The sequence below is a fragment of the Brevundimonas sp. genome (assembly GCF_041911375.1).
GTDB lineage: Bacteria > Pseudomonadota > Alphaproteobacteria > Caulobacterales > Caulobacteraceae > Brevundimonas.
Window position 1 is genome coordinate 1 of sequence record NZ_JAYRPA010000009.1, and the last position, 20,007, is coordinate 20,007.

General features: G+C 68.4%; 20 protein-coding genes and 1 pseudogene. 8 read left to right on the forward strand and 13 right to left on the reverse strand.

The genetic code is table 11. The annotated features are described in order from the left end of the window. The first annotated feature begins 14 nt into the window (after positions 1-14). The 4 genes from ACE3PU_RS01165 to ACE3PU_RS01180 are packed head-to-tail and all read left to right on the forward strand — an operon-like array spanning position 15 to position 2,000. Complete coding sequence (locus ACE3PU_RS01165; protein ID WP_374385785.1) at positions 15-998, forward strand: HNH endonuclease; 984 nt, start codon at positions 15-17, stop codon at positions 996-998. Between the two features lie 50 nt (positions 999-1,048). Further along, positions 1,049-1,390: a MazG-like family protein gene (locus ACE3PU_RS01170; RefSeq protein ID WP_374385787.1), complete on the forward strand. Its 342-nt coding sequence runs from the start codon at positions 1,049-1,051 to the stop codon at positions 1,388-1,390. After that, the gene (locus ACE3PU_RS01175) at positions 1,387-1,806 is read left to right on the forward strand and encodes a thermonuclease family protein (RefSeq protein ID WP_374385789.1); all 420 of its coding nucleotides are present in this window, start codon (positions 1,387-1,389) and stop codon (positions 1,804-1,806) included. Before ACE3PU_RS01170 ends, ACE3PU_RS01175 begins: the two co-directional genes overlap by 4 nt. After that, on the forward strand, positions 1,803-2,000 hold the full coding sequence (locus tag ACE3PU_RS01180) for a helix-turn-helix domain-containing protein (RefSeq protein WP_374385791.1): 198 nt from the start codon (positions 1,803-1,805) through the stop codon (positions 1,998-2,000). The genes ACE3PU_RS01175 and ACE3PU_RS01180 overlap by 4 nt, the downstream gene beginning before the upstream one ends. A gap of 170 nt (positions 2,001-2,170) precedes the next feature. Here ACE3PU_RS01180 and ACE3PU_RS01185 read toward each other — a convergent pair whose 3' ends face one another. After that, positions 2,171-2,434 carry a hypothetical protein gene (locus tag ACE3PU_RS01185; protein ID WP_374385793.1) on the reverse strand — a complete coding sequence of 88 codons (264 nt, stop codon included), beginning with the start codon at positions 2,432-2,434 and terminating at the stop codon, positions 2,171-2,173. Positions 2,435-2,585: 151 nt separating this feature from the next. After that, positions 2,586-4,490: an ABC-F family ATP-binding cassette domain-containing protein gene (locus tag ACE3PU_RS01190; RefSeq protein WP_374385795.1), complete on the reverse strand. Its 1,905-nt coding sequence runs from the start codon at positions 4,488-4,490 to the stop codon at positions 2,586-2,588. A gap of 145 nt (positions 4,491-4,635) precedes the next feature. Between ACE3PU_RS01190 and ndk the strand changes: the two genes are divergently transcribed. Both ndk and ACE3PU_RS01200 read left to right on the forward strand, forming a co-directional pair. Then, the gene (ndk, locus tag ACE3PU_RS01195) at positions 4,636-5,055 is read left to right on the forward strand and encodes a nucleoside-diphosphate kinase (protein WP_374385797.1); all 420 of its coding nucleotides are present in this window, start codon (positions 4,636-4,638) and stop codon (positions 5,053-5,055) included. 107 nt (positions 5,056-5,162) lie between these two features. Continuing rightward, positions 5,163-5,363: a hypothetical protein gene (locus ACE3PU_RS01200; protein WP_292072909.1), complete on the forward strand. Its 201-nt coding sequence runs from the start codon at positions 5,163-5,165 to the stop codon at positions 5,361-5,363. A gap of 76 nt (positions 5,364-5,439) precedes the next feature. Here the strand turns inward: ACE3PU_RS01200 and ACE3PU_RS01205 are convergent, their stop codons facing one another. From ACE3PU_RS01205 to purM, 3 genes are all read right to left on the reverse strand, one after another. Then, positions 5,440-7,470, reverse strand: coding sequence for a M13 family metallopeptidase (locus ACE3PU_RS01205; protein ID WP_374385799.1), 2,031 nt, complete (start codon positions 7,468-7,470; stop codon positions 5,440-5,442). Between the two features lie 74 nt (positions 7,471-7,544). Beyond that, a complete protein-coding gene (purN, locus tag ACE3PU_RS01210) occupies positions 7,545-8,129 on the reverse strand; it encodes a phosphoribosylglycinamide formyltransferase (protein WP_374385801.1) in 585 nt (194 codons plus the stop codon). Positions 8,130-8,133: 4 nt separating this feature from the next. After that, positions 8,134-9,171: a phosphoribosylformylglycinamidine cyclo-ligase gene (gene purM / locus ACE3PU_RS01215; RefSeq protein WP_374385803.1), complete on the reverse strand. Its 1,038-nt coding sequence runs from the start codon at positions 9,169-9,171 to the stop codon at positions 8,134-8,136. Between the two features lie 81 nt (positions 9,172-9,252). Between purM and rnd the strand changes: the two genes are divergently transcribed. Next, on the forward strand, positions 9,253-10,404 hold the full coding sequence (gene rnd / locus ACE3PU_RS01220; RefSeq protein WP_374385805.1) for a ribonuclease D: 1,152 nt from the start codon (positions 9,253-9,255) through the stop codon (positions 10,402-10,404). Here the strand turns inward: rnd and ACE3PU_RS01225 are convergent. From ACE3PU_RS01225 to ACE3PU_RS01245, 5 genes are all read right to left on the reverse strand, one after another. Continuing rightward, positions 10,401-10,769 (reverse strand): VOC family protein, encoded by a 369-nt coding sequence (locus ACE3PU_RS01225; RefSeq protein WP_374385807.1) that lies wholly within the window; start codon positions 10,767-10,769, stop codon positions 10,401-10,403. The two genes, rnd and ACE3PU_RS01225, sit on opposite strands and share 4 nt — an antisense overlap. Positions 10,770-10,821: 52 nt before the next feature. Then, positions 10,822-12,309, reverse strand: coding sequence for a Ppx/GppA family phosphatase (locus ACE3PU_RS01230; protein WP_374385809.1), 1,488 nt, complete (start codon positions 12,307-12,309; stop codon positions 10,822-10,824). 5 nt (positions 12,310-12,314) lie between these two features. Beyond that, positions 12,315-14,525 (reverse strand): RNA degradosome polyphosphate kinase, encoded by a 2,211-nt coding sequence (locus tag ACE3PU_RS01235; protein ID WP_374385811.1) that lies wholly within the window; start codon positions 14,523-14,525, stop codon positions 12,315-12,317. Positions 14,526-14,648: 123 nt separating this feature from the next. Next, positions 14,649-15,341: a chromosomal replication initiator DnaA gene (locus ACE3PU_RS01240; RefSeq protein WP_374385814.1), complete on the reverse strand. Its 693-nt coding sequence runs from the start codon at positions 15,339-15,341 to the stop codon at positions 14,649-14,651. An 85-nt stretch (positions 15,342-15,426) separates the two neighbouring features. Then, positions 15,427-15,714, reverse strand: coding sequence for a YciI family protein (locus ACE3PU_RS01245; RefSeq protein WP_374385816.1), 288 nt, complete (start codon positions 15,712-15,714; stop codon positions 15,427-15,429). 144 nt (positions 15,715-15,858) lie between these two features. On the opposite strand from ACE3PU_RS01245, the gene aspS reads away from it, so the two are divergent. After that, positions 15,859-17,691 (forward strand): aspartate--tRNA ligase, encoded by a 1,833-nt coding sequence (aspS, locus tag ACE3PU_RS01250; protein ID WP_374385819.1) that lies wholly within the window; start codon positions 15,859-15,861, stop codon positions 17,689-17,691. 57 nt (positions 17,692-17,748) lie between these two features. On the opposite strand, the gene ACE3PU_RS01255 is transcribed toward aspS, so the two are convergent. The 3 genes and pseudogenes from ACE3PU_RS01255 to ACE3PU_RS01265 all read right to left on the reverse strand — a co-directional run. Beyond that, entirely contained in the window at positions 17,749-18,636 is an 888-nt protein-coding gene (locus ACE3PU_RS01255) for a pentapeptide repeat-containing protein (protein WP_374385821.1), read from the reverse strand. Positions 18,637-18,717: 81 nt separating this feature from the next. Beyond that, positions 18,718-19,212: a pentapeptide repeat-containing protein gene (locus tag ACE3PU_RS01260; protein WP_374385823.1), complete on the reverse strand. Its 495-nt coding sequence runs from the start codon at positions 19,210-19,212 to the stop codon at positions 18,718-18,720. A 56-nt stretch (positions 19,213-19,268) separates the two neighbouring features. Continuing rightward, a pseudogene (locus ACE3PU_RS01265) lies at positions 19,269-20,007 on the reverse strand (TSCPD domain-containing protein); the annotation flags it as partial.

Genomic DNA, 20,007 nt, shown 5'->3' on the forward strand with positions numbered 1-20,007 from the left:
CATGGAGACTGACCATGGCTGTTCTCAGCGATGACGACTTCGTTCGCCTATTCCAACGCACCTTCGGGCTGAAGGAAGACGGCTGGGCTGGGACCGACACCGAGACCAAGCTCCGGGAGTTGGCGGCGCTGGCGGGCGTCACCATGCCGGCGGTCCCCTCCAGCGAAATCCCCGACGACTATTGGCCGATGCTTTCGAAGATCGAGAGCGCCAACCAGCCCTACGTCCAGGCGAGGTCGTCCAGCGCGTCCGGCCTCTATCAGTTCATCCGCTCGACCTGGATCGGCGAAGGCGGCGCCTGGAAGACCGGACGAGAGGGCGACCGATACAAGGGGCGGCACCGCAAGTTCAGCGCGGCTGAAATGGTGTGGCTCGAGGCCAACCGACTGCTGCCGATCACGGACTATCACCGCGCCTTCGTCGAGGTCTTCTCGCGTGAGGACGTGCGGCCGCAGAACCTAAATGCCCTTCGGAAACGGAGGGGCTGGAAGACGGGTCGCACCGGACACTTCGCGAAGGGCCATGCGCCAGCGAACAAGGGCAAGCGCTGCCCCGAAGGGCAGGGGGGCCGCCATCCCAACGCGCGGCGGACGCAGTTCCAGAAGGACAACCGGCCCCACACCTATCGAGGCGCGGGCCACGAATCCATCTGCCCGAAGGACGGCTATGTCATCATGGTCGTCGCGGAGCCGAACCCTTGGTCGGGCGCCGAAACCCGTCCGGTCCACAAGCACCGCTACCTCTGGGAAAAGACGAACGGACCGGTTCCCGAGGGCCACTGTCTGAAGTGCCTCGACGGCGACAAGACCAACACCGATCCCGCGAACTGGATCGCCATCCCGCGCGGCGTTCTGCCCCGCCTGAACGGCGGTCGTGCCAGCCGCACCCTCGCGTACGACGACGCGCCCGATGAATTGAAGCCCGCCGTCCTCGCCATCGCGCGGATCGAGCATCAGGCTTCCGAACTGCGGCGCCAGCACAAGGACGGCGCCGCATGACCACCCCAATGACCATGACCGCATCCGACGCATCATCTACGAGTTCGCTCATGACTGATCACACGACTCTCCGCTCAGCCAATGAAGCTCGCCAACGCGAATGGGATGCCGACGCCCAAATCACTGCCGCCTACCGGGGCAACGAACTGGCCGGTGAGGTCGGCGAGGCGTGCAACGTCATCAAGAAGCTGGAGCGGGAGCGTTTGGGCATCCGCGGGTCTCGCGCGAGCGTCGAGGAGCTCGCCGACGAACTGGCCGACGTCGTGATCTGCGCGGATCTTATCGCCATGCACTATGGGATCGATCTGCTGGAGGCTGTTATTCGAAAGTTCAATGCTACGAGCGAGAAGGTCGGCTTGAAGACGAGGCTCGCCGCCGGAGCTGACCTGTGAGCGCTGCTGTCCTGATTTGCCTCACCCTGGTGATGCACGATGCCGATTCAGGCCGGTGCCGCACCGCTGACGCCGCCAATCATTCTGTGCGGCTCCAGGGCGTCGACGCCGGAGAGCTCGCTCCGTTCACCCGGTGCCGTCAACGGCCGGATATCTGGGCCTGTTCTCCGATCGCCCGCTCCACCGCGACGGAAGCGCGGGCGCGAGCTCGCCAGCTGGCGGCCCGCGGCGCCCGATGCTCTGTCGTCGACACCGATCGTTACCGCCGCAAGGTCGTGGTCTGCACCGTCAACGGTCGAGACATGGGGCGGACGCTCGTTCGCGAAGGCCTGGCCATCAGCGAGACCAACTACGGCGACCCGTACCGTTCGGAAGAGAACGCGGCGCGGCGGGAGAGGAAGGGGATCTGGCAATGAGCGCGGCGAACGACAACGGCGGGAAGATCGCCTACTCCTACAAGGAAGCCGTCGCAGCCACCGGCACGAGCCGTAACACGCTGTCCAAGATGGTGAAGGCTGGGGAGATCGTGGCGCGTCACCGGGGTCGGCGCGTCTTCATCCCGAGGGCGGAGCTGGAGCGGCACTTCGGCCCTATCGACAGCGCGGCTTAGGGCGCGTTTTAGGGCGGAGGGTTCAGATGGCCCGCAAATGCCCGTCACCACTGGAAAGTTAGACGGTCTCCGTCTCCGCCATTTCCCCGCTCTTTGCGCCGCCGCTTCCAGACCCCTGCGGTCAACGGCGACGCCCGGCCGTCACCGCCGAACGCGCCGAAACGTGCGGATCACGCCCTGGCGTCGCAAGGGGGAAGCGTCAGGGCGGCGGGCGCGGCGGCTGTCGAGCGGGCCAGTTGCAGCAGGACGGTCACGACCAGCACCGGCAGCGCCATCTCGCCCAGTTCCTCGATGGAATGGGACAGGATGTCGGCCCGTTCGGACAGGATCACGCCGACGCGGGCCAGCATGCGGGGCAGGCCGTCGATCTCCTTCAGCACCACGACGAAGATGGCGGTCAGACCCTGAAGCGCGGCGGCCCGTTCGGCCGCCAAGGCGCGCAGCTCCGGCCGTAACCTTAGCCTTTTCTCAGCCGTCGCCCCGCTCCAGACGGGAGATCGCCTCGACCCATGTCCCCGGCTCTGCGCTGGGCCTGAGCGGGGCGTCGTGGACCCCCGTTCTTTCCGGAAAGACCTCGATCGATCGTCAGGCGACCTCGGCCAGGGCTTCCTCGGCTGCGACCCAGGCCGTCTCGGCGGCCTCCAGATCGGCCTGGACGCGCGCACGGGCGCGCGTCAGGCCTTCCAGCTTCTTCGGATCGCTGACGGCGGCGTTGGTCAGGTCGTCGTCGATGCGGGCGAGTTCGGCCGTCAGTCGCGCCATCTCCTGCTCGGCCTTCTTCACCGCGTGGCGCAAGGTCGAGGGGGAGGGGCCGCCCTTCTTTTTAAACTTGTCGCTGGGGGGCGCGCCTTCGCTGCCTGAGGGCGCCGCCGCAGAGACGGCCGCCGGCTCGGCCTTCACCTGGCTGGGCTTCGCGCCCAGCTGTTTGGCGCGGTCCAGAACGAACTTCGCATAGTCGTCCATGTCGCCTTCGAACGGCTTGACCGTGCCGTCCGCCGCCAGCCACAGCCGGTCGGCGACCAGCTCCATCAGCGAGCGGTCGTGGGTGATCAGGATGACGGCGCCGGAATAGTCGTTCAGCGCGTCCAGCAGGGCGCGGCGGCTGTCGATGTCCAAGTGGTTGGTCGGTTCGTCCAGGATCAGGATGTGCGGCGCGTCCATCGCCACCATGTTCAGCAGCAGCCGCGCGCGTTCGCCGCCGGACAGGCTGGCGACGGTGGTCTCCTGCTTCTCATAGCCCAGGCCGAACTGCGCCAGCTTGGAGCGGCGCGCGCTTTCCGGCGCGTCGGGCATGGCGCGGCGGATGATCTCCAGCGGCGTGTCGGTCGGGTCCATCGCCTCGATCTGGTGCTGGTGGAACCAGCCCACGCGCATCTTGCGGTCGCGGTGCAGTTCGCCGGTCTCGACGTCCAGGGCGCCGGCGATCATCTTGGCGAAGGTCGACTTGCCGGCCCCGTTGACGCCCAGAAGACCGATGCGGTCGTCCAGGTCCATGCGCAGGTTCAGATTGCGCAGGATCGGCTTGCCCGGCTCATAGCCGACATTGGCCCGCTCCAGCCGGATCAGCGGCGGGGCGAGCGGGCGCGGCGGAGAGGGCAGGGTGAAGGGGGCGACGCGCTCCTCGATGGTGGTCGAGACGGGCTCCATCTTGGCCAGGCGCTTCATGCGGGATTGGGCCTGGGCGGCCTTGGACGCCTTGGCCTTGAACCGGTCGACGAAGGCCTGCAGGTGGGCGCGCTCGGCGTCCTGCTTGGCCTTGGCCGACAGCTGCAGCCGGGCCTTTTCGGCGCGGGCCTTTTCGAACTGGTCGTAGTTGCCGGTGTAGAGCTCCAGCTTGCGGTTCGCCAGGTGCAGGATGTGGGTGCAGACCTCGTTCAGCATCTCGCGGTCGTGGGAGATGATCAGGGCGGTGTGCGGATATTTCTTCAGGCGGCTCTCCAGCCACAGCGCCCCTTCCAGGTCGAGGTAGTTGGTCGGTTCGTCCAGCAGCAGCATGTCCGGCTCGGCGAACAGTGCCGCCGCCAGCGCCACCCGCATCCGCCAGCCGCCCGAGAAGTGCGACATCGGACGCTGGATGTCCTCCTGGCTGAAGCCTAGGCCCACCAGGATTTCAGAAGCGCGGGCAGGGGCGGATTCGGCGTCGATCTCGATCAGCCGCATCCAGATCTCGCCCATTTCCTCCGGCTCGGCGGTCTCCAGCCGGGTCATCAGGTCGTGGCGCTCGACGTCGGCTTCCAGGATCGTATCCAGCACGGTGACCGGCGTGGCGGGATGTTCCTGATCGACCGACGCCACCCGGGCGGTCTTGGGCAGGGAGACTTCGTCGCCATTGGCGGCCAGCTCGCCCAGCACCAGCTTGAACAGCGTCGACTTGCCGATGCCGTTGCGGCCGACCAGACCGACCTTGGACCCCGGCGGCAGGCTGACGGAGGCGTCGTCCAGAAACTGGCGGCCCCAGGCGTTGAACGTCAGGTTGGTGATCTGGAGCATGGACAGTCGAAATCTGAAATCGTCCCCGGGGCCGCCGATCGCGGCGCGACGGGCGTGGTGGGACATGAAAAGGGACAGTTGGAAACGCGGGAGGTCGTCGCTATAAGCCCGCGACCTTCAATCTCCCAAACAAGAAGTCACCTCCATGACCGAACGCACCTTCTCGATCATCAAGCCGGACGCGACCCGTCGCAACCTGACGGGCAAGATCAACGCCGTCATCGAGGACGCCGGCCTGCGCATCGTCGCCCAGCGCCGCGTCAAGCTGACGACCGACCAGGCCAAGAAGTTCTACGAAGTCCACGCCGAGCGCCCGTTCTACGGCGAGCTGGTCGAGCAGATGACCGCCGAGCCGGTCGTGGTCCAGGTGCTGGAAGGCGACAACGCCGTCGCCAAGTACCGCGAAGTCATGGGCGCCACCAATCCGGAACAGGCCGCCGAAGGCACCATCCGCAAGCTGTTCGCCCTGTCGATCGGCGAGAACTCGGTCCACGGTTCGGACTCGCTGGACAACGCCAAGATCGAGATCGCGCAGTTCTTCACCGACGACCAGATCGTCGGCTGAGCCTCAGCGCTCTAGCCCTTAGCGCTATAACAAAGGCCCGAGTCCGGAACCGGACCCGGGCCTTTTCGTTTGGTCTGCATCGTCTCGCCTCCCCAAGGAGAACAACAATGAAGACCATTCTGAAACTGACCCCCGTGATCGGCGCCGTGGCCCTGCTGGCCGCCTGCGGCCAGACCATGGAGCAACGCGCCGCCACGGGCGCCCTGGGCGGCGCCGTCGCCGGCCAGGTGCTGGGCGGCAACACCGGTTCGACCGTCGCCGGCGCCGCCATCGGCGGCGTGGCCGGCGCCGTGACGACGCCGAAGTAAGACCTTCGGCCTCCCCGATACGAAGAAGGCCCGGAGCGTTCCGCTCCGGGCCTTTTCCTTGTTCAGTCGGCGCCCGTCACCAGATGCGGGCGCGGGCGTCGGGGGCGATGTATTCCTTCTCGCCCGGCGAGACGCCGAAGGCGGCGTACCAGGCGTCGATGTTGCGAGGGGGCGTGGCGGCGCGCGCCGAGCCGGGCGAGTGCGGGTCGGTGGTCAGCTGCTCGCGCAGCGCCGCCTCGCGCGACTTCTCGCGCCAGACCTGCGCCCAGCCCAGGAAGACGCGCTGTTCGCCGGTCAGGCCGTCGATGACGGGCGCAGGCTGGCCGTTCAACGATTTGTGGTAGGCGTCCAGCGCCAGCAGCAGCCCGCCCAGGTCGGCGATGTTCTCGCCCATGGTCAGGTCGCCGTTGACGTGCATGCCGGGCACGGGCTCCAGCGCGTTGTAGATGTCGCCCAGCACCTTGGCGCGCGCCTCGAACCGGGTCGCGTCCTCGGCCGTCCACCAGTCGCGCAGCACGCCGTCGCCGTCGGACTTGCGGCCCTGATCGTCGAAGCCGTGGGTGATCTCATGGCCGATGACCGCGCCGATCCCGCCGTAGTTCACGGCCGGATCCGCGTTGGGATCGAAGAAGGGCGCCTGCAGGATGGCGGCCGGGAAGACGATCTCGTTGCGCGGCGGGTTGTAGTAGGCGTTCACCGTCTGGGGCGTCATGCCCCACTCCAGCGGATCGACCGGCTGGCCGATCTTGCCGCGCTTGTAGGCCCACTCGAAGGCGCTGGACCGCTCGACGTTGCCGTACAGGTCGTCGGCGGTCAGCTCCAAGCCGTCGTAGCTGCGCCACTTCTCGGGATAGCCGATCTTAACGCCGAACTTGGACGCCTTGTATAGCGCCTGTTCGCGGGTGGGCTCGCTCATCCAGTCCAGGGTCTTCAGGCGTTCGGTCATGGCCGCCAGCAGATTGGCCACCAGCGTGTCCATCTGCGCCTTGGACGAGGCCGGGAAGTGCAGGCGGACGTATTCCTGACCCAGCACCTCGCCCAGCTGGCCGTCGACCAGGGCGACGCCCCGGTTCCAGCGCGGACGGTTCTCCGGCTGGCCGCGCAGCGTCTTGCCGCGGAAGTCGAAGCGGGAATCGACGAAGGCGTTGGACAGATACGGGCTGGCCTGGTCGACGACCTGGAAGGCCTGCCACGCCTTCAGCGTCTCGATCGGCGTGTCGGCGAAGACCTGGGCGATGCCGGGGATGGCCGTGTTCTCCATCACGACCAGGGTGTCCACGTCGGCGATCTGGGCGCCCTGCAGGAAGGCGGTCCAGTCAAAGCCGGGCGCCATCGCGGCCAGGTCGGCGCCCTTGGTCGGGTTGTACAGCTTGTCGATCTGGCGGCGTTCGACCGTGGTCCATTGTTTCTCGGCGACCTTGGTCTCGAACGCCAGGATGTCGGCCGCGGCCTTTTCGGGCTCGGCCCAGCCGATGGCGCTGAGGGTGCGCGCCAGATAGGCGAGATAGGCTTGGCGCTGCTCGGCGAAATCCGGCTTCAGATAGTAGTCGCGGTCGGGCAGGCCCAGCGAGCCCTGGCCGATATAGGCCGAGTTCAGATCCGGCTTTTGCAGGTCCTCGAACACGTCGACGCCGAACAGGGAGCCGCCGAAGCCGGAATGGCTCTGGCCCATCAGCCGCGCCATGGCCGCGTGGTCGCCGACCGCCTTGACCGCCGCCAGGTCGGCCTCCAGCGGACGCGCGTCCAGCTGCTCGACCCGCGCCTCGTCCATGAAGCTGGCGTACAGCGCGCCCACCTTGGCGGCGTTGTCGTTGGTCGGGTTGGCCGCGCTGGCCTCGATGATGGCGCGCAGCTGGGCCTGGGAGTTTTCGTACAGGACGTCGAAGGGGCCGAAGCTGGTCTTGTCGGCCGGGATCTCGGTGTTCCGCAGATAGGTCCCGTTGGCGTATTCATTGAAGCTGTCGCCCGGCTTCACCGCCAGGTCGCGGCCGGCCAGGTCGAAGCCCCAGGGGGCGATCTGCGGCGCGGCTTCCTGGGCGGAGGCGCCGCCGCCCATGGCGGCGATCAGACAGGCCGAGCAGACGGCCATCATGCGGATACGGTTCATTTCGGGTCTCACTTCACGAAAGGCTGGGCCATTTGCGCGCCCTGCGACAGGCTGTCGCATGAAGTTTTCGTAATCTAGCGCGTGTGCAGAGACCGGCAGAAGGCGTCGAGAGTCTGCGGATAAAGGGCGTGTTCGGCCGCCAGAACCCGTTGCGCCAGGCTGGCGGGCGTGTCGTCCGCCTGGACCGGGACGCGGGCCTGGGCCAGGACGGCGCCTTCGTCCACCCCCTCGGTCACCAGGTGGACGGTGCAGCCCGCCTCGGCGTCCCCGGCCGACAGGGCGCGGGCGTGGGTGTCCAGGCCCGGGTAGAGCGGCAGCAGGCTGGGGTGGATGTTCAGCATCCGACCGCGCCAGCCGCCGACCAGCCAGGGCGTCAGCACGCGCATGTAGCCAGCCAGCGCCACGACCTCGACCCCCGCATCCTGAAGGGCGGTGTCGATCGCCGTCTCATGGGCCTCGCGGTCCTTGCCGAAGGGGCGGTGGGGCACGGCCACGGCTGAGACGCCCTTGGCCCGGGCGACGGTCAGGCCGCCGGCGTCCTCGACGTTGGCGACGACCAGGACGACCTCATAGGCGCTGTCCGGCGCCCGTCCGGCGTCGATCAGCGCGGCCATGTTGGAGCCGGCCCCGGAGATCAGGACCGCGACGCGGGTCTTCACGGGATCAGGCCGCTTCCAGCTGTCCGCACACGAAGGCGACCTCGCCGGCGTTCAGCAGTTCCGCGAGCACCGGCTCGGCGTTCTCGGGCGAGACGATCAGGATGAAGCCCACGCCGCAGTTGAAGGTGCGGCGCATCTCGTGGTCGCTGATTCCGCCGGTTTCGGCCAGCCACTGGAACACCTGCGGCATGGGCCACGAATCCCAGTCGAACGCAGCCTTCAGGCCCTCGGCGATGCAGCGCGGCGGGTTTTCGATCAGGCCGCCGCCGGTGATGTGGGCCGCGCCCTTGACCAGTCCCGCCTTCATCAGCGGCAGCACCGGCTTCACATAGATGCGGGTTGGCTCCATCAGGGCCTGGGCCAGCGAGCGGTCCTTGGCGAAGGGGGCGTCGTCGCCCCAGGCCAGACCGGACTTCTCGACCACCTTGCGCACCAGCGAGTAGCCGTTCGAGTGCGGACCGGTCGAGGCCAGGCCGATGATGACGTCGCCGGCCGTCTGACGATCCAGATAGGGCAGGGCGTGACCGCGTTCGACCGCGCCCAGGCTGAAGCCGGCCAGGTCGTAGTCGCCGTCGGTGTACATGCCGGGCATTTCGGCGGTCTCGCCGCCGACCAGGGCGCAGCCGGCCTGGCGGCAGCCCTCGGCGATGCCGGCGACGACCCGCCGCGCGGCGTCGATCTCCAGCCGGCCCGTGGCGTAGTAGTCGAGGAACAGCAGGGGCTCGGCGCCCTGGGCCAGCAGGTCGTTGACGCACATGGCGACCAGGTCGACGCCGACCCCGTCGTGACGGCCGGTCTCGATGGCGATCTTCAGCTTGGTGCCGACGCCATCGGTCGTGGTGACGATCAGCGGATCCTCGAAGCCGGCGGCCTTGAGGTCGAACAGGGCGCCGAATCCGCCCAGCGACGGCTCCGATCCCGGACGCGCCGTGGACTTCGCCAGCGGTTTGATGTGCTCGACCAGCATCTCGCCGGCATCGATATCGACGCCCGCATCGGCGTAGGTCAGGCCGTTCGAGAGGCGGTTATCGGTGTCGCTCATGGGTCACGGACCTGAATCAGGGGCGGAAATGTGTCGCGGCGCTCTTGCCACGAGGGGATCGCGCGGGGCTATAGCATCGGAATGACGCCGATCACCACCAATGAGGCGCTGGCCGAGTTTTGCGCCCGCCTGTCCAAAGCGCCCTTCATCGCGGTCGACACCGAGTTCATGCGCGAGACGACCTACTGGCCCAGGCTGTGCCTGATCCAGGCGGCCTCCGCCGATCACGCCGGAATCATCGATCCGATGGCCGACGGGCTGGACCTGGAACCGTTCCTGGACCTGCTGCGCGATCCGAACATCGTGAAGGTGTTCCACGCCTGCCGACAGGACGTGGAGATCTTCGTGCGGCTGGGCGCCATGCCCACGCCCATGTTCGACACCCAGGTCGCGGCCATGGCCGCCGGCTTCGGCGAGCAGGTCGCCTATGATTCGCTGGTGCGGCAGATGCTGCGCATCGATCTGGACAAGGGCAGCCGCTTCACCGACTGGGCCCGCCGGCCGCTTTCGGACAACCAGCTAACCTATGCGCTGGGCGACGTGACCCACCTCGCGGCGCTTTATCCCAAGCTGCGGGATCGGCTGGCGAAGGACGGCCGCCTGGACTGGGTGACGTCGGAGATGGAGGGTCTGGTCGATCCCGCGCTCTACGACACCAATCCCGAGAACGCCTGGAAGCGGCTGAAGCCCAAGAAGTTCTCGGCAAAGTACCTGGCCGCCTTCAAGGCCGTCGCCGTGTGGCGCGAGCGCGCGGCGCAGGAACGCGACCAGCCGCGCGGCCGTATCCTGAAGGACGAAGGCGTCGACGAGATCGCGCAGCAGACCCCCACCGATCCGGACGCCTTCAATCGCCTGCGCTCGGTGCCCAAGGGATTCGGCGGCTCACGCCTGGGTCTGGAGCTGGCCGAGGAGCTGAAGCGCGTCCTGGCCGACCCGGAAGCCCATGCGCCCGAGATGGCGCGGCCCGCGCATCGCCAGCCGGCGCCGCCGTCGGTCGTCGAACTGCTGAAGGTGCTGCTGAAGGCCAAGAGCGACAACGCCGGCGTGGCGTCCAAGCTTATCGCGACCGTCGCTGATCTGGAGCAGATCGCCGTCAGCGACGACGCCGACATCGACGCCATGAAGGGCTGGCGCCGCCAGCTGTTCGGCGAGGACGCCCTGAAGCTGAAGCGCGGCGAGATCGCCCTGGTGCTGAACGGCCCCCGCGTCGAAGTGGTCGAGATCGAGGGCTAGGCCGCGCTCGCCGGCGGCTCCCACAGTTCAATGGGATTGCCCTCGGGATCGTAGATGCGCGCGAAGCGGCCGACCTCGGGGGCGGCGTCCCATTCGGCGTTGGTGATGATTTCGATCCCCTCGGCCCGCAGCGCGGCCAGCAAGTCGTCCAGGCCTTCGACGCGCAGGTTCAGCATCCAGCGCCTGTCGGCGGCGAAATAGTCGCTGCTCTCCTTGAACGGCGCAAAGACGGTCGGGCCCGCCTGCTGATCCCACAGAAAGGCGCCCTCAGGCGCGCCGACGCCCAGATGCTTCAGATACCAGGCGGACAGCGCCGCGGGATCCTGGGCGCGAAAGAAGAAGCCGCCAATTCCAGTCACGGGCATGGGATCGCCTCCGGTCTGATCCGGGGACGCTGAACCCATCGGTCACGCCTGTCTAGATCGACAGCGTCAGGCCCATGGTCTCGGCCAGGGCCTTGGCCCTCTTGCGCGTCTGCTCGCCCAGCAGGACGTCGGCGTAGCCCTCCGTCGCCGTCAGGCGCAGTTCGCCCTTGCCGACCGTGGCGCGAGCGTTGGCCAAAAGCTGCGGCGAACGGCCGGACAGGTCGCACGCCAGGCGGATGGCCTGGCCCAGCGCCCGCGCCCGCGTCCAGGCGTCTTCGCCCAGCAGACGGTCGACGGCGTGAGGCTCGGGCGTCGCCGGATCGCCGCCGTACCGTGCGTTCAGGACGGCGGCCAGGAAGGCGCGCTCGGCATGGGTCTGGCCGGCGACGGGCGCCCGCAGCACCTGGTCGAACACCAGCTCGACGCGGTGATCGGGGTGAAGTCGCGCGCCCAGGTCGGCCAGGTTGCAGGCCGCCGCGGTCAGGACGTCGTCGCGGGCGGTCCCGAACGCAGACGGCAGGGCGGCCACCACCTCGGCGATCCAGCCGTTCAGTGCGCCGGGCAAGGCGGCGGCCACGCCCTGACGCAGGCCCAGGGCCGCCGTTCCGGCAAGCAGGGGGTCGGTCGCCTTCAGCTCCTCGTCCAGGGTTTCGAAGACCAGGCCCTCGCGCACGCCCCAGGCCGACATTTCGATCCGCTGCAGTCCCAGCCGCTCGATCAGGCCCTCGAGCACCAGTCCGGCGTAGGGCAGGGTCTCGGCCCGCTTCTTCGACACGCCGGGGAGTTTTTCCAGACCGCCGCGCGACTGGCGCGCGACCAGACGGGCGGTCTCCAGGGCCTCATCGGCGGTGAGGGCGTACTGATGGACGACTCGCAGGGGATAGTCGCGCAACCCCATGTGCACCTGAGCCAGCGTCCGCCAGGCTCCGCCGACGGCGTAGAGGGTGTCGGCCCTGAAGTCGGCCGCGACAGGCTTCAACCGGGCGTCGATCGTGCGGCGCAGGCGTTCAGCGGCGAATCCCTTAGGGTCCAGCAGGGCGAACGGCCCCAGCGGAAGGGTCAGGCCATGCTCCACGCCGTGCCCGTTCAGCCGGGTCAGCTCCAGGCTGGCGCCGCCCATGTCGGCAGAGACCCCGTGGGCGTCGGGCGCGCCGGCCAGCACGCCCATGGCGGCGTACTTCGCCTCCTCCTCGCCTGACAGGACGCGGATATGCAGGCCGGTCTCGGCCGCCACGCGCTCACAGAAGGCCGGGCCGTCCGTCGCTTCGCGCACGGCGGCGGTGGCGGCGATCAGCGTCCGTTCGGGCCGCACGCCCTCCAGCACGGCGGCGAAGCGGCGCAGCGCCGTCATTGCCAGGGTCACGCCGTCCGGCGACAGCCGGCCGGTCGTCGCCAGGTCGCGGCCCAGGCCGGCCAGAACCTTTTCGTTGAACACGGTCCAGATCGCCCGGCCTTCCAGCCGGTAGAGGACCAGGCGAACCGAGTTGGAGCCGATGTCGATGGCCGCGATGTCACGCGACGGGGGCAGGGCCTCGATCATCCGCGTCAGCGCGGTTCGTAGCGCAGGGCGGCCGGCAGGGTCTTCACCTTGCGTCCGCGCCCCGACAGGCTGGGATTGGTCATGAAGTATTTGTGGGCCGAGAAGGGCCGCTCCGGATCGGCGGGAATGACGCGGGTATAGCGCCCTTCGGCGTCCAGCACCCAGCTCTGGGCGTCATCCTTCAGATTCGCCACCATGATCTGGTCCAGCACCTGGTCGTGCACCGTGGCGTTGCGGATCGGGGTCATCAGCTCGACCCGGCGGTCCAGGTTGCGGGTCATCCAGTCGGCCGAGGAGATGAACACCTTGGCCTTGTCATGCGGCAGGTCCTTGCCGTTGGCGAAGCAGACGATGCGGCTGTGCTCCAAGAAGCGGCCCACGATCGACTTGACCCGGATGTTCTCCGACAGGCCCGGCACGCCCGGCCGCAGGCAGCAGATGCCGCGCACCACCAGGTCGATGCGCACGCCCCACTGGCTGGCGCGGTACAGGGCGTCGATGATCTGGGGATCGACCAGCGAGTTCAGCTTGACCCAGATCGCCGCCGGCTTGCCCATGGCGGCCGCAGACATCTCCTTGCCGATCAGCTCGATCAGCGTCGACTTCATGTCCAGCGGCGAGACCACCAGCGCCTCCAGGTGGTCCGGGGTGGCGTAACCGGTGATGTAGTTGAACACCTTGGTCGCGTCGCGGCCGAGCACCGGATCGCAGCTGAACAGCGACAGGTCGGTGTAAACCCTGGCCGTCAGCGGGTGGTAGTTGCCGGTCCCGAAGTGGCAGTAGGTCTTCAGCCCGTCGCCCTCGCGCCGCACGACCACGCTCAGCTTGGCGTGGGTCTTGTACTCGACGAAGCCGAAGACGACATGGACGCCCGCACGCTCCATCGCCCGGGCCCAGCGCAGGTTGGCCTCTTCGTCGAAGCGCGCCTTCAGCTCCACCAGGGCCGTGACGTTCTTGCCGTTCTCGGCCGCCTCGATCAGGGCGGCGACGATGGGGCTGTCCTTGGAGGTGCGATACAGCGTCTGCTTGATGGCGATGACGTTGGGATCGCGCGCCGCCTGGCGCAGGAACTGCACCACCACGTCGAAGCTCTCGAACGGGTGGTGGATCAGCATGTCCTTCTCGCGAATGGCGGCGAAGACGTCGCCGCCGTTGTCGCGGACCCGCTCGGGATAGCGGGGCTCATAGCCCCGGAACTTCAGGTCGGGGTGGCCGCCGGGGATCAGGTCCGACAGCTGCGCCAGGCCCAGCATGCCGTCGACCAGCACGACGTCCTGAGGGGCCGCCTCCAGTTCGCCGACGATGAAGTCGCGCAGGTCCGCGGGCATGGAAGCCTCGATCTTGACCCGCACGACCGAGCCCAGGCGGCGCTGCTTCAGCGCCTCCTCGAACTCCAGCACCAGGTCCTCGGCCTCTTCCTCGATCTCGATGTCGCTGTCGCGGATCAGCCGCAGCACGCCCTTCTCCAGCACGTCGCAGCCGGGGAAGAGGTGGTCGATGAACAGCAGCAGCACGTTTTCCAGCGTGATGAACCGCTTGCGGCCCGGCGTGGAGCGGCCGTCGGTCGGCAGCTCCCAGAAGCGGCGCACCTGGGTGGGCACCGGCACCAGGGCGTAGAAGGTCTTGGCCTCGCCCTTGCGCTTCAGTTTCAACGCCAGGGAGAAGCCCAGGTTGGGCAGGAAGGGGAAGGGGTGCGCCGGGTCGATCGCCAGCGGGGTCAGCACGGCGAACAGCTGGTTCAGAAACTCGGGCTCCAGCCGGTCCCTTTCGGTCTTGGTGATGCGGTTGCGGTCGACCACCTCGATCCCGGCGGTGGTCAGCTCCTTCTTCAGCTGGCGCCAGCGCACCTGCTGTTCGACCATCAGTTCGCCGGCCGACAGGTTGATCCGCTCAAGCTGCTCGGCCGGGGTCAGGCCGTCGGCGGACAGGACGCGCACGCGCTCGCGCAGCTGCCCCTTCAGGCCGGCGACGCGCGTCATGAAGAATTCGTCGAGGTTGTTGGCCGAGATCGACAGGAACCTCAGTCGCTCCAGCAGCGGATGGTTCGGATTGGCCGCCTCTTCCAGCACCCGCTCGTTAAACGCCAGCCAGGAGGTCTCGCGGTTGAAGAACCGCGCGGGCGAGGCCATCAGCTCCTCGTTCAGCGCCAGCTGCGGGGCGCGGGACGCCGGGACTTCCTCGCCCCGGGTGACGTCGTGGATGGATGCGTCGCTCATGGGGCGGTTGTCGCGCGCGACTGTGACGGCCGCAAGCGTGATGCGACGATTTGAGCGTGGCGTCTCGGCCGTTGCGCCCGGTCAGTTGTCGAGGGGCAGTCGTCGGGGGGCAGTCGCCGGGGGTCAGTCGTCGGCGGTCAGGGCCGAAGGCGCCAGCGCGTCAAGGACTTCGCGGGCCAGGGCGCGGGTCACCGGGCGGTGGCGGGCGTCCAGCCTTTCGACCACCAGCGACGCCGCCGCGGCCGACCGATCCAGACGTCGCACCAGATAGGCGATGACCTCCTCGGACGGGGCGATGCTGCGCTCGGCGAAGCGGGCGCGCAGGATGGCCGACAGCACGACGTCGTCCGGCGGCTCGACCGCCACGGTCCGCACCGCGTCCAGCCGTGAACGCAGATCGGGCAGGACGACGTCCCAGGCCCGCGGCGCCGCCCGCGACACCAGCAGCAGGGCGCCCCCGCCGGCGTTGGCCAGATTGATCAGGTGAAACAGGCTCTCGTCGTCGGCGTCGGGAGCGCGGTCCAGCAGGACAGGCCGACCCTCCAGCTCCAGCGGATCGATCAGCCCCGCCTCGGCCCCGTGCAGCGGCATGGCGCCGACACGCTCGGCCCAGGCGGCGGCCAGCCGGCTCTTGCCCGACCCCGCCGGGCCGTGCAGCGCTAGCACCGCGCCCACGCCGTCCGGCCAGCGGGCCAGAGTCCGAACGGCCTCGGCGTTGCTGTCGGAGGTGACGAAGGCGGCCGTCTCGCCATGCCGCTCCAGCGGCAGCCGAAGCTGCTCGGCGGGTGTCGTGGACAGGGCGATGGCCGCAGGCATGAGCCGGTCATAGCAGACGGCGACGTTAACCGCGTGGCCCCGGCCTGTTGGTTCCGTGGAGGGACGTCGCGCCCTGTGGATGAAATCAGGCGAAGGGGGCCATGGCGGGGTTCAGCTTGCCGGCCTTGAACTCGGTCACAACATAGTCGGCCAGGCCGTGCGCCTGGAACGGGTCGTCCTTCAGCAGGGCCTCCAGCTCCTCCTTGGTGCCCTTGCTGGCGCAGACCAGTATGCCGCCGGTGCGCGGGACCATCGGTCCTGCCGCGACGATCAGGCCGCTGGCGACGTGCTGGTCCAGCCATTCGCGGTGTTCGACCGTCTTCGCCTCGATGGCCTCGATCGGCTGGGTGTAGGTGATGGTGACGACGAACATGGGCGGCCTCGCGGATTGGGACGTCCGGCTATCGCGCGCCGAAGCGGGCTTTGCAACGGCCGAAACCTTGACTTTCGGGGGCGATGATGCGCCCTACGCCGCTTCCGATTTTCGCCGCGCGCGCGGCCTGTTTAGACGATTCTCATGCACGCCTACCGCTCCCACACCTGCGGCGCGCTCCGCGCCTCCGACGCCGGTTCCGCCGTCCGCCTTTCCGGGTGGGTGCACAGGAAGCGCGATCACGGCGGCCTGCTGTTCATCGACCTGCGCGACCACTACGGCCTGACGCAGCTGGTGCTGCACCCGGAGACGCCCGGCTTCGAGGCCGTCGAGCGCCTGCGCGCCGAAAGCGTGATCCGCGTGGACGGCGAGGTGGTCGCCCGCGACGAAGGGGTGGTGAACCCCAACCTGCCGACTGGCCAGATCGAGGTCCGCGTCCAGGGCGTCGAGGTCCTGTCGGAAGCCGCCGAACTGCCGCTGCCGGTCTTCGGCGAGCCGGAGTATCCGGAGGAAATCCGCCTCAAGCACCGTTATCTGGACCTGCGCCGCGAGACCCTGCACAAGAACATCGTGCTGCGCTCGCGCGTGATCCAGTCGATCCGCAACCGCATGTTCGGCCAGGGCTTCCTGGAGTATCAGACCCCGATCCTGACGGCTTCGTCGCCCGAAGGCGCGCGCGACTTCCTGGTGCCCAGCCGCCTGCATCCCGAGAAGTTCTACGCCCTGCCGCAGGCGCCCCAGCAGTTCAAGCAGCTGCTGATGGTGTCCGGCTTCGACCGCTACTTTCAGATCGCGCCCTGCTTCCGCGACGAGGACCTGCGCGCCGACCGGTCGCTGGAATTCTACCAGCTCGACGTCGAGATGAGCTTCGTTACGCAAGAGGATGTCTTCGCGGCGATCGAGCCCGTCATGCACGGCGTTTTCGAGGAGTTCGGCGAGGGCAAGCCGGTCTCGCCCATCGACCAGACTCACACCTTCACGAACGACTTCGGCGACACCTTTGAGCACAAGGGCTTCGAACGCCTCACCTACGCCCAGTCGATGGCCTGGTACGGCTCGGACAAGCCGGACCTGCGCAACCCGATCAAGATGCAGGTGGTGTCCGACCACTTCCGCGACGGCGGTTTCGGCCTGTTCGCCAAGATCCTGGGCGCCGACGAAAAGAACGCCGTCTGGGCCATCCCGGCCCCGACCGGCGGATCGCGCGCCTTCTGCGACCGCATGAACTCGTGGGCGCAGGGCGAAGGTCAGCCGGGCCTGGGCTACATCTTCTGGTCCGACGACCAGGGCGCCTGGGGCGGCCCGATCGCCAAGAACCTGGGTCAGGAGCCGACGCAGGCCCTGATGACCTCGCTGGGCCTTGGCCAGGGCGACGCCGCCTTCTTCGTCGCCGGCCAGCCGTCGGTCTTCGCCAAGTTCGCGGGCCTCGCCCGCACGCGCGTCGGCACGGAGCTGAAGCTGGTCGATGAGGACCAGTTCAAGTTCTGCTGGATCGTCGACTTCCCGATGTTCGAATGGTCGGAAGAAGAGAAGAAGGTCGACTTCTCTCACAACCCGTTCTCCATGCCGCAGGGCGGACTGGAGGCCCTGGAGACCCAGGATCCCCTGACCATCCGCGCCTATCAGTACGACATCGTCTGCAACGGCTATGAGCTGTGCTCGGGCGCGATCCGGAACCACAAGGCCGAGATCATGCTGAAGGCCTTCGACATCGCCGGCTACGACGCCTCGGTGGTCGAGGAGCAGTTCGGCGGCATGCTGAACGCCTTCCGCTTCGGCGCCCCGCCGCACGGCGGCCTGGCCCCCGGCATCGACCGCATCGTCATGCTGCTGGCCGGCCAGCAGGCCATCCGCGAGGTCATCGCCTTCCCGCTGAACCAGCAGGGCGAGGATCTTCTGATGAGCGCGCCGTCGCCGGTCGCCGACAAGCAGCTGAAGGAACTGCACATCCGCACCGCGCCGCCGATCAAGGTCTGATCGCGGGCTGAGGGCCGAAACGGAAAAGGGGACGCTGCGGCGTCCCCTTTCTTGTTTCTAGTGGTCCGAGGCGATGACGATGTTGCGCACCCGAGGCGGAACGGGCGGCGCCGGGGGCGAGCGGACCACGCGCACGCCGCCCCGACAGGCTTGGGCGCTCAGGCGGCCGGGCAGGCGGGTCGAGCCGTCGCCGCAGGCCTCGCTGACCTGAGATTGCGTCAGGCCGCGCGCGCCGGACAGGTCGGCCCCGCGAATGTCGGTCCGGCGCAGCGAAGCGTCGGAAAAGTCCGCGCGGGCGAACCGCCCGCCGGTCAGCCGGGCGCCGTCCAGTTGCGCGTCCGAGAAGTCGGCCCCCGAGAAGTCCCCGTTGGACAGGTTGGAGGCGGTGATCTCCGCGTCGCTGAAATCGGCGCCCGCCGCGCGGACATTGGCCAGGGTCGCGCCGAACAGCTCGCTATGCGAGAAGTTTGCGTCGGTCAGGGTGGCCCCGTTGAAGTTCACGCCGTGCAGTTCGGCGCTCGACAGGTCGACGCGCGTCATATTGGCCCTGACGAAGGAGGCGCCCTGCGCCTCGGCTCCCGACAGGACGGCGCTGGTGAAGTTCGCCGAGGAGAAGTTTGCGCCGACGATCTCGACGCCCGACAGGTTGGCGCGGCTGAAGTCGCTGCCGGTGAAGTTGGAGCCCATCATCTCGGCGCCGCGCAGATTGGCGCCGACCAGGGTGGCGTTCATGAAGCTGGCGCCGGTGAAGGTCGCCCCGGACAGGTTCCGGCCCGACAGTTCGCAACGGTTGCACGACCCGCCCAGCGACATCGAACGCGCCACGTCGCGATCCTGCAGGCTCATCTCGACGCCGGCCAGGGCGGGCGAGGCGATCAGCATTCCACCGGCGACGACCAGAGCGGCCTTGAAGCGATGGGGGCGATATCGAGCAATCTGTTTCACGATGCCTGAATGCCTCGAAACACCCGTCATACCTACTTAAATCGAGGTAATTTCGTTACATCGTGGAAAGGTCGCGGGCGCTCAGCAGGCGGGAATGCGCAGGCTTCCGGGCAGGACGGTGGAGCTGTCGCCGCAGGCCTGGTTCAGCTGGCCCTGCGTCAGCCCGGTGGCGCGCGCCAGCTGGGCGCCGGACAGGTTGGTTCCCGCCAGGGTCGCGCGCGAGAAGTTGGCGCCCTCCAGATAGGCCCCGACGAAGCTGGCGTTGGTCAGATTGGCGCCTGCGAAGCTGGAACCCGAGAACACGCCGCCATAGGCCTCCACGTCGCGCAGGTCGGCGTTGGAGAAGCGGGTGCGGTTCATGACGCTCAGGCTCAGGTCCGACTGGCGGAGCCGCGCGCCGGCCAGGTTCAGCCCGCGCGCCTCCAGGCCCGAGAAGTCGCCCTGGAACAGGTTGCAGCCGGGGCAGCTGCGGCCCGCGCGGACGCTGGATATCTGGCCGGCGTTCTGCGCCAGCACGGGCGAGGCGGCGGCCGCCAGGGCGGCGGCGATCAGGCTGAGGCGGATTGTACGTTTCATGGACCGGGCTCCGACGTTCGTCGTCTTGCAGCAAGGCCTAGGCCATATCCCTTAACTTAGCCCTGATCGGCGCCGTAGTGGCCCGGCGCCGCCCCGCAGGTGTCGCAGACCCAGCCGGGGCCCCGCTGCTGCAGGCTGAAGTCGCCGCAGGACGGGCAAGCGACCGCCTCGGTGGGCGCGGTGGCGCGGACGTCCGGCTCAGACTTCTTGCCGAAGGGCAGGACGACCAGGTTGTCGGGCGCGGAGCCGCGGGCGAAGCCCTTGGAGATGAACCGGGCGGCGGGCACAGCCTCCTCCGGCGCGTTGTGGCCCAGGCCGTCGGCGTTCAGCTCCGGTTCGGCGTTGGCCAGCTCGTGGCGGTCCAGATAGGATACGCCCAGCTCGCGGAAGATGTAGTCCAGGATCGACGTCGCCGAGCGGATGGAGTCATTGCCCGTCACCCGCCCCGCCGGCTCGAACCGCGTGAAGACGAAGGCGTCCACGAACTCGTCCAGCGGCACGCCGTATTGCAGGCCGATGGAGATGGCGATGGCGAAGTTGTTCATCAGGCTGCGGAAGGCGGCGCCCTCCTTGTGCATGTCGATGAAGATCTCCCCCAGTTCGCCGTCCTCGTACTCCCCGGTGTGGATGTAGACCTTGTGCCCGCCCACGGCGGCCTTCTGGATATAGCCCTTGCGACGGTCCGGCAGCTTGCGTCGCGCCCGCGCGCGCTCGACCACCCGTTCGACGATCCGCTCGGGCGGCGCGACGGGCGAGGGGCGGGGCTGCTCGGCGCGCGGGGCCGGATCGGTCGCG

Coding starts and splice junctions, on each gene's coding strand:
- ACE3PU_RS01170 (WP_374385787.1), top strand. CDS start 1,049: ATGACTGATCACACGACTCTCCGCTCAGCCAATGAAGCTCGCCAACGC.
- ACE3PU_RS01205 (WP_374385799.1), bottom strand. CDS start 7,470: ATGAACCGTATCCGCATGATGGCCGTCTGCTCGGCCTGTCTGATCGCC.
- ACE3PU_RS01190 (WP_374385795.1), bottom strand. CDS start 4,490: ATGCTCCAGATCACCAACCTGACGTTCAACGCCTGGGGCCGCCAGTTT.
- ACE3PU_RS01240 (WP_374385814.1), bottom strand. CDS start 15,341: ATGCCTGCGGCCATCGCCCTGTCCACGACACCCGCCGAGCAGCTTCGG.
- ndk (WP_374385797.1), top strand. CDS start 4,636: ATGACCGAACGCACCTTCTCGATCATCAAGCCGGACGCGACCCGTCGC.
- ACE3PU_RS01235 (WP_374385811.1), bottom strand. CDS start 14,525: ATGAGCGACGCATCCATCCACGACGTCACCCGGGGCGAGGAAGTCCCG.
- ACE3PU_RS01225 (WP_374385807.1), bottom strand. CDS start 10,769: ATGCCCGTGACTGGAATTGGCGGCTTCTTCTTTCGCGCCCAGGATCCC.
- ACE3PU_RS01180 (WP_374385791.1), top strand. CDS start 1,803: ATGAGCGCGGCGAACGACAACGGCGGGAAGATCGCCTACTCCTACAAG.
- ACE3PU_RS01165 (WP_374385785.1), top strand. CDS start 15: ATGGCTGTTCTCAGCGATGACGACTTCGTTCGCCTATTCCAACGCACC.
- ACE3PU_RS01260 (WP_374385823.1), bottom strand. CDS start 19,212: ATGAAACGTACAATCCGCCTCAGCCTGATCGCCGCCGCCCTGGCGGCC.
- ACE3PU_RS01230 (WP_374385809.1), bottom strand. CDS start 12,309: ATGATCGAGGCCCTGCCCCCGTCGCGTGACATCGCGGCCATCGACATC.
- purM (WP_374385803.1), bottom strand. CDS start 9,171: ATGAGCGACACCGATAACCGCCTCTCGAACGGCCTGACCTACGCCGAT.
- ACE3PU_RS01200 (WP_292072909.1), top strand. CDS start 5,163: ATGAAGACCATTCTGAAACTGACCCCCGTGATCGGCGCCGTGGCCCTG.
- rnd (WP_374385805.1), top strand. CDS start 9,253: ATGACGCCGATCACCACCAATGAGGCGCTGGCCGAGTTTTGCGCCCGC.
- ACE3PU_RS01245 (WP_374385816.1), bottom strand. CDS start 15,714: ATGTTCGTCGTCACCATCACCTACACCCAGCCGATCGAGGCCATCGAG.
- aspS (WP_374385819.1), top strand. CDS start 15,859: ATGCACGCCTACCGCTCCCACACCTGCGGCGCGCTCCGCGCCTCCGAC.